The sequence below is a fragment of the Siminovitchia sediminis genome (genome assembly GCF_042680885.1).
Lineage (GTDB): Bacteria > Bacillota > Bacilli > Bacillales > Bacillaceae_C > Siminovitchia > Siminovitchia sediminis.
This window is the reverse complement of sequence record NZ_JBHUEO010000069.1, coordinates 1-6,136: the sequence shown is the minus strand read 5'-3', so window position 1 is coordinate 6,136 and position 6,136 is coordinate 1. Positions and strand designations below refer to the sequence as shown.

General features: G+C 37.2%; 2 protein-coding genes and 2 pseudogenes. 2 read left to right on the top strand and 2 right to left on the bottom strand.

Features of this window, described 5'->3' with window-relative positions; all coding sequences use genetic code 11:
* Positions 1-334 precede the first annotated feature (334 nt).
* Together ACFSCZ_RS16625 and ACFSCZ_RS16620 are read left to right on the top strand one after the other, a co-directional pair.
* Positions 335-634: pseudogene (locus ACFSCZ_RS16625) on the top strand (ATP-binding protein); the annotation flags it as partial.
* Complete coding sequence (locus tag ACFSCZ_RS16620) at positions 631-831, top strand: hypothetical protein (protein WP_380775520.1); 201 nt, start codon at positions 631-633, stop codon at positions 829-831. The pseudogene ACFSCZ_RS16625 and the gene ACFSCZ_RS16620, both read left to right, overlap by 4 nt.
* 475 nt (positions 832-1,306) lie before the next feature.
* Here ACFSCZ_RS16620 and ACFSCZ_RS16615 read toward each other — a convergent pair.
* Positions 1,307-1,415, bottom strand: a pseudogene (locus ACFSCZ_RS16615) (excalibur calcium-binding domain-containing protein); the annotation flags it as partial.
* A gap of 402 nt (positions 1,416-1,817) precedes the next feature.
* Positions 1,818-5,486, bottom strand: a complete 3,669-nt coding sequence (locus ACFSCZ_RS16610; protein ID WP_380775518.1) for an N-acetylglucosaminidase — start codon at positions 5,484-5,486, stop codon at positions 1,818-1,820.
* Between the last annotated feature and the right edge of the window lie 650 nt (positions 5,487-6,136).

The window sequence follows — 6,136 nt, the reverse complement described above, 5'->3', positions numbered from 1 at the left end:
TGATTCGACACCAACTACAGTAGAGAAGATTTGAATGGCTGGCAAGGTCTTTTTTCTTTTAAATAAAATGCAAAGTTATGTACGTTTATGTTTCATAACTCTGCACTTTTATTTTGCACTACACAAGACTCATTCAAGTATATTGAAAGTGGAATCGTTAAGGTAAACTGTTGAGTCTTATTTGTTGGAAGCTGTTTACTCTTATTTGTGGAAAACTGTTGATTCTAGTTTAATGTTTACACTACTTCTCCAGTTTAACTGATGGGAGGGGATATAGACGGAAAGTGTTCATTTCTATCGAGCAAATACTGTTCAATTTAGTCTAGCAGTTACAAGCTATCGGAAATGCATCAAAAAATATACGAAAGTTGATTTACTCATCCTTGATGAATGGCTACTGACAGATTTACCAACCGATGAAGCCGCAATACTGCTAGAAATCGCCGAAGCACGCCGTAAGGTGGCTTCGACTATTTTTTGTTCACAAATCGACCCTGGCGGATGGCATTTAAAACTAGGGAATGAAACGATAGCGGAGGCTATTTTAGACCGTATTATCCATGACTCCTATCAAATCATGATAGACGGGGAAGTCTCTATGCGAGAGCGCCATGGATTGGGAGGAGCCAAATGATCCCAATAGAAGTGGAAAACCGTATAGCCAAATACTTTTTTCATACGTATTTGCCTGATGATGTGATGAGTAAAATTGAAGACAAGCTATTATCCACCTGTAAATGGGTCAAGGAAGAGGATTTAGACTATGATGAACTCGCTCGTATGGCAATTGAGATTATGGATAGGCAACTAGAGAATAAGAGATTAAGATAGGATAAATAGCCATTGGAACGAACCCTGTTCTAATGGCTTTAAATTATTTTATGCTTTACTTACAGTGGTTCTCTTTCCTGCATTTACTGGGTTAATTATTCGTAAACAGTGGTTCAGTATATCCGCGATATCGGTCCTGGTAAGCTTACTGGCGTTATGTGGTAAATCCCTTGGCAATTGGTGGTAAAAAACATGTCATTAGTGGTAAAATCTGATGGCCGTAATCAACTATACCCCAAAAATGAAAAAGTGAAGCTTCACCAACATTACGTAAGAGCCTTATTACTATGCAGGGGAAGACAGTATTACGGGTTACGGAAAAGCCCGTACAGTCAGATTGGCCATCAAAAGGGCTGTACACCATTTGTTTGATCAGTGTGTGAGGCCAAGGGAAAATTAAATACTGGTAGGATAGAGCAATATTGCTCTATCTCTATCTCTATCCCACCAGCCTACATATTCAATTACATTTCATTTACTCGCAGGCAACCCCATCTCCATCCCGGTCAAGGTGGGCGGCATACCCAGGAGCACCACGATATAACGGAGGCTCTGGCTTGCGTGCAGTTCTTGTAATAAACACTGCCGCCTGATTGGGAAGAATTAGCAGATGAAGTCGTTTGGCTATTTGAATTGCCGCTTTTGCATGAGTAGTTGAAGTATTGCTGGCCAGTTTCTCCTCTAAACTAGCTACTTCACTCTTTAATGTTTCATTTTCTGATTCTAGATCAGAGATCTTTTCCTTAAAAGATTTCTCTGCTTTTAAAATTCTCTTCTATCAGTGCTTATACTTTTTGAATTTGATTTATAATCAGATGATTTTTCGGTCAACTCATCTATCCTTTTACGAGCTTCACTGTTTTCATTGGTTAATTGCTTGTCTCCACATATAAAGAGCTTGAAGAGGATAAATATAAGATATTTCACCCATATTTTAGATATTTATAAAGACTTTGGAAGGCTGCCAGTTTTGGCAACCTCAGTAATTATAGAAAGATAGTTATATCAAAAACCTCTCTTTTATAAGAGAGCTTACTATACATATCATAAATACGAGTAGTTTGCTTCGTTGCCCATGCGATATCTGTAGCATATTGGTGTGTCCCAGGATTATCAGGGTTCCAACGCATTTTATATAATGTATTTTGTCCAGCATGAACATAATTCTCACTTACAAACTTTGCACCCTCGATAATAGCTACATCTGGTGAAAACCACTTTTGCTCAAAGGCTCTTTGAGCACCGCATAAATTAGGACAATTATCGTAAGCCCCAATTCCGTACATATTGTAAACTATATGATCCGGTGCTTCTTTATTTGGATCAACTATTCTAACAACATTATTCGTAACTTTGATCGGTACTCCACTAGCAAGTACAGATTTTCCATTTCCTGTTTCTAATAGTGCGTGAGAAATTAAATAAATTTCACTAATATTATATCTTTTTGCTGCTTCCACGAAAATTGAAGCTTTATTTGTTAATGTACCAGCGTTAGAAAGAAACTTTTGATTAACCTCGTCTTCATTTATATTTGCTGTTTGGGATAAATCCAAAAATTGATATTTTTTAATAGGGTCGTCTTTAAAATTTTCGGGGTTCAAATAATAAGCTGTCTGTTTTTCTGAAGCATTTACAAAAGGACGATATTTTTCTCTATAAACAACATTATTATTCTTATCCCTTGTAAACTCTAATGTTTTATAATAATTAATTTGTATCCACCCATCGGATCTAATCTCAAAAATCTCTAGCACTTTATCATTTTTCTTAAAAGTACCTAGTATATGATAACTAGTCCCAGGACCACTTCTGACGTTCCAAACATCTGCACCTACAACAAGCCATTCCGTTTTTCCGTTTGTTGTTACCTTCTGCAGAGCCTGGGATGAAATATAAGCTTTATAATTTGTATACCAATCCTGTGGAGGGGTTCCTCTAATATTCATTTGTTTATTTAGAAGATCTGTTAGCCTATAAGAGTATTGGGTTGTAGTTATAATACTACTATTTAGAGATGAAGTCTCAACATATGCTAAACGGCCTCCTAAATCTACTACAATAAAGTCTGAATTGTATGTCCCTAATGTTTCAAAAGCAATATCATAATTAATGGTGCCAATAATCGAACTACTAGTATCAGCAGAATGATATACAAGTAGATTCTTATACCCTTTTAATCCCTTCTGATGAACAGTTAGGCCGGGGTTGCCATTTTCTAACACTCCTTCTTTCTTTGGTACTATATCCTGAATACGTATATAACCAGTTGTACCTGCAAAATGGAGTTGCGCCCACTTGTCATTGACTACCTTTAACAGACGGTATACTTCGTTTGCACCACTTAAATGACCGATGCTGCTTTTTCCGGTGGTATCCGCATAAATTGGCGTTTCTGATCTTTCTGTACTGAAGTATTGGTCATTGGACTGAAAATACTTTCTCTTTACATAGACCATACGACCGCCTATATCCAATACCATAAACTCTGGACCATAAGTCCCAAAGGTTGACATCGAGCCGCCTGCACTGATCATACCTAGGGTTGAACCCTTTTCACTTGCTTGTGCATAAACGGTTAAGGGGCTTGTACTAGTTAGCTGTGATTTATGAACTTTTAGGCCTGGATCGGCATTCTTTAACGTACCTTCTTTTTTGGGGGCTACATCCTGAATACGTATATAACCAGTTGTACCTGCAAAATGGAGTTGCGCCCACTTGTCATTGACTACCTTTAACAGACGGTATACTTCGTTTGCACCACTTAAATGACCGATGCTGCTTTTTCCGGTGGTATCCGCATAAATTGGCGTTTCTGATCTTTCTGTACTGAAGTATTGGTCATTGGACTGAAAATACTTTCTCTTTACATAGACCATACGACCGCCTATATCCAATACCATAAACTCTGGACCATATGTCCCAAAGGTTGACATCGAGCCGCCTGCACTGATCATACCCAGGGTTGAACCCTTTTCACTTGCTTGTGCATAAACGGTTAAGGGGCTTGTACTAGTTAGCTGTGATTTATGAACTTTTAGGCCTGGGTCGGCATTCTTTAACGTACCTTCTTTTTTGGGGGCTACATCCTGAATACGGATATAACCAGTTGTACCTGCAAAATGGAGTTGCGCCCACTTGTCATTGACTACCTTTAACAGACGGTATACTTCGTTTGCATCACTTAAATGACCGATGCTGCTTTTTCCGGTCGTATCCGCATAAACTGGCGTTTCCGATCTTTCTGTACTGAAGTATTGGTCATTGGACTGAAAATACTTTCTCTTTACATAGACCATACGGCCGCCTATATCCAATACCATAAACTCTGGACCATAAGTCCCAAAGGTTGACATCGAACCGCCTGCACTGATCATACCCAGGGTTGAACCCTTTTCACTTGCTTGTGCATAAACGGTTAAGGGGCTTGTACTAGTTAGCTGTGATTTATGAACTTTTAGGCCTGGATCGGCATTCTTTAACGTACCTTCTTTTTTTGGGGCTACATCCTGAATACGGATATAACCAGATGCGCCCGCAAAATGGAGCTGCGCCCATTTGTCATTGACTACCTTTAACAGACGGTATACTTCGTTTGCACCACTTAAATGACCGATGCTGCTTTTTCCGGTCGTATCCGCATAAACTGGCGTTTCCGATCTTTCTGTACTGAAGTATTGGTCATTGGACTGAAAATACTTTCTCTTTACATAAGCCATACGGCCGCCTATATCAATTACAATAAATTCCGGACCATAAGTTCCAAACGTTGCAAACTTTTGTCCCGCATGAAGTATCCCTAGTTTTGATTCTTTTTCATTGGCTCCTGAATAGATCGTTACGGAACTTGAACTACTTAGGCTATCTTTATGTACAGGAAGTCCGGGGTTCGGCTTCTGAAAATTTAAAGAGTCGCTGTATTGAACATCTGCAGAACGGATATAGCCAGTTGAACCAGCATAGCTGATGCTAATCCAATGTTGATCTATATGATCTAGTATTTTATACTTTCCCTCAAAAAGTTTTCCTACCGTCTGGCTACCTCCTTTAGTACCATAGACATTAATCTCCTTTGAAACAACGAAATAGTCTTGTATTTTAGTTTCTGTAGTTGTTGACTGAACACTTATTGTATTGGGCTGAACTAAGGTTTCTTTAATTGTTAGATTGCCTTGTTCAGTCGTTTTTATAATATCGGAACCTGGTTCCTCCTCTTGGTTTTCAGTATTCAAAATTGGACTACTTTCACTTTCAATTTGGTTTGATTCCTTTTTAGGATCAGGTAAACTCAATACTTTAGGGTCTTCTTTTTCCTTTTCTATATTATGGTTATCTTGTTCTTGAACATCATTATCTATTAAACCATCAATCGGTAATGAATCTATCTCTCCAGCCTCTTCTTTATTTACATTATTAGCGGATTCTTCAATGGCTTCCTGGTTTTGATAAGTTAATTCATCTGATTGGACTTCATTTGATTGGACTTCATTTGATTGGACAGAGTTATTTTCAATAGTTTCACTAATTATCAAGTTTCTTTCTTCATCTTTGTATTTCTCGCGCACTTCAATGGCATTACCATTAGGTATATTTACAAAAAATAATAAGCAGAAAGCAATAGGGAAAAGCGCGTAAATTATCTTCTTGTTACTCAAAGGTCCACCTTCCTATACGTTAATATTTTTTTAAAGTTATCTAGTATGCTCATTATTTACCGTCTACTCCATAACATTATATGATCTTTAATTTACTTTTTTCAATAATTTATATTGTTGAAGTTGCTTAAATTTACTACATGAAAAATGTCTCCCTATTAACAAACTTATCATGATAATTGTTTCTAAGCCTTAAACTGCTCTCTATTATCATTACTCACTTCTTTATAAAACTTCGTATTTATAAATTTTTTATAATTTTTACAAACCGACTATATGCAAAAAGGTCTATAGAATCCTTACACTCATAGTTATGCCCAGAAATCGGCTTCGCTGCTTCTAAGGTGGTGTAGGGAATAGGCATAGAGTAAACAAGACAATTAAGAAATCAAGGATTGTTGAGTCTTCTGTATACCACTTAAATAATAGATTAGGGTCATTTACTTTATTATCAAAAAAAGCGTATTATTCTACGCAGAAATATTACTATAAAGCAGACAGTATTACTGACTTTTTAATCATAGGTGTGTAGTGCAAAATAAAAGTGCAGAGTTATGAAACATAAACGTACATAACTTTGCATTTTATTTAAAAGAAAAAAGACCTTGCCAGCCATTCAAATCTTCTCTACTGTAGTTGGTGTCGAATCA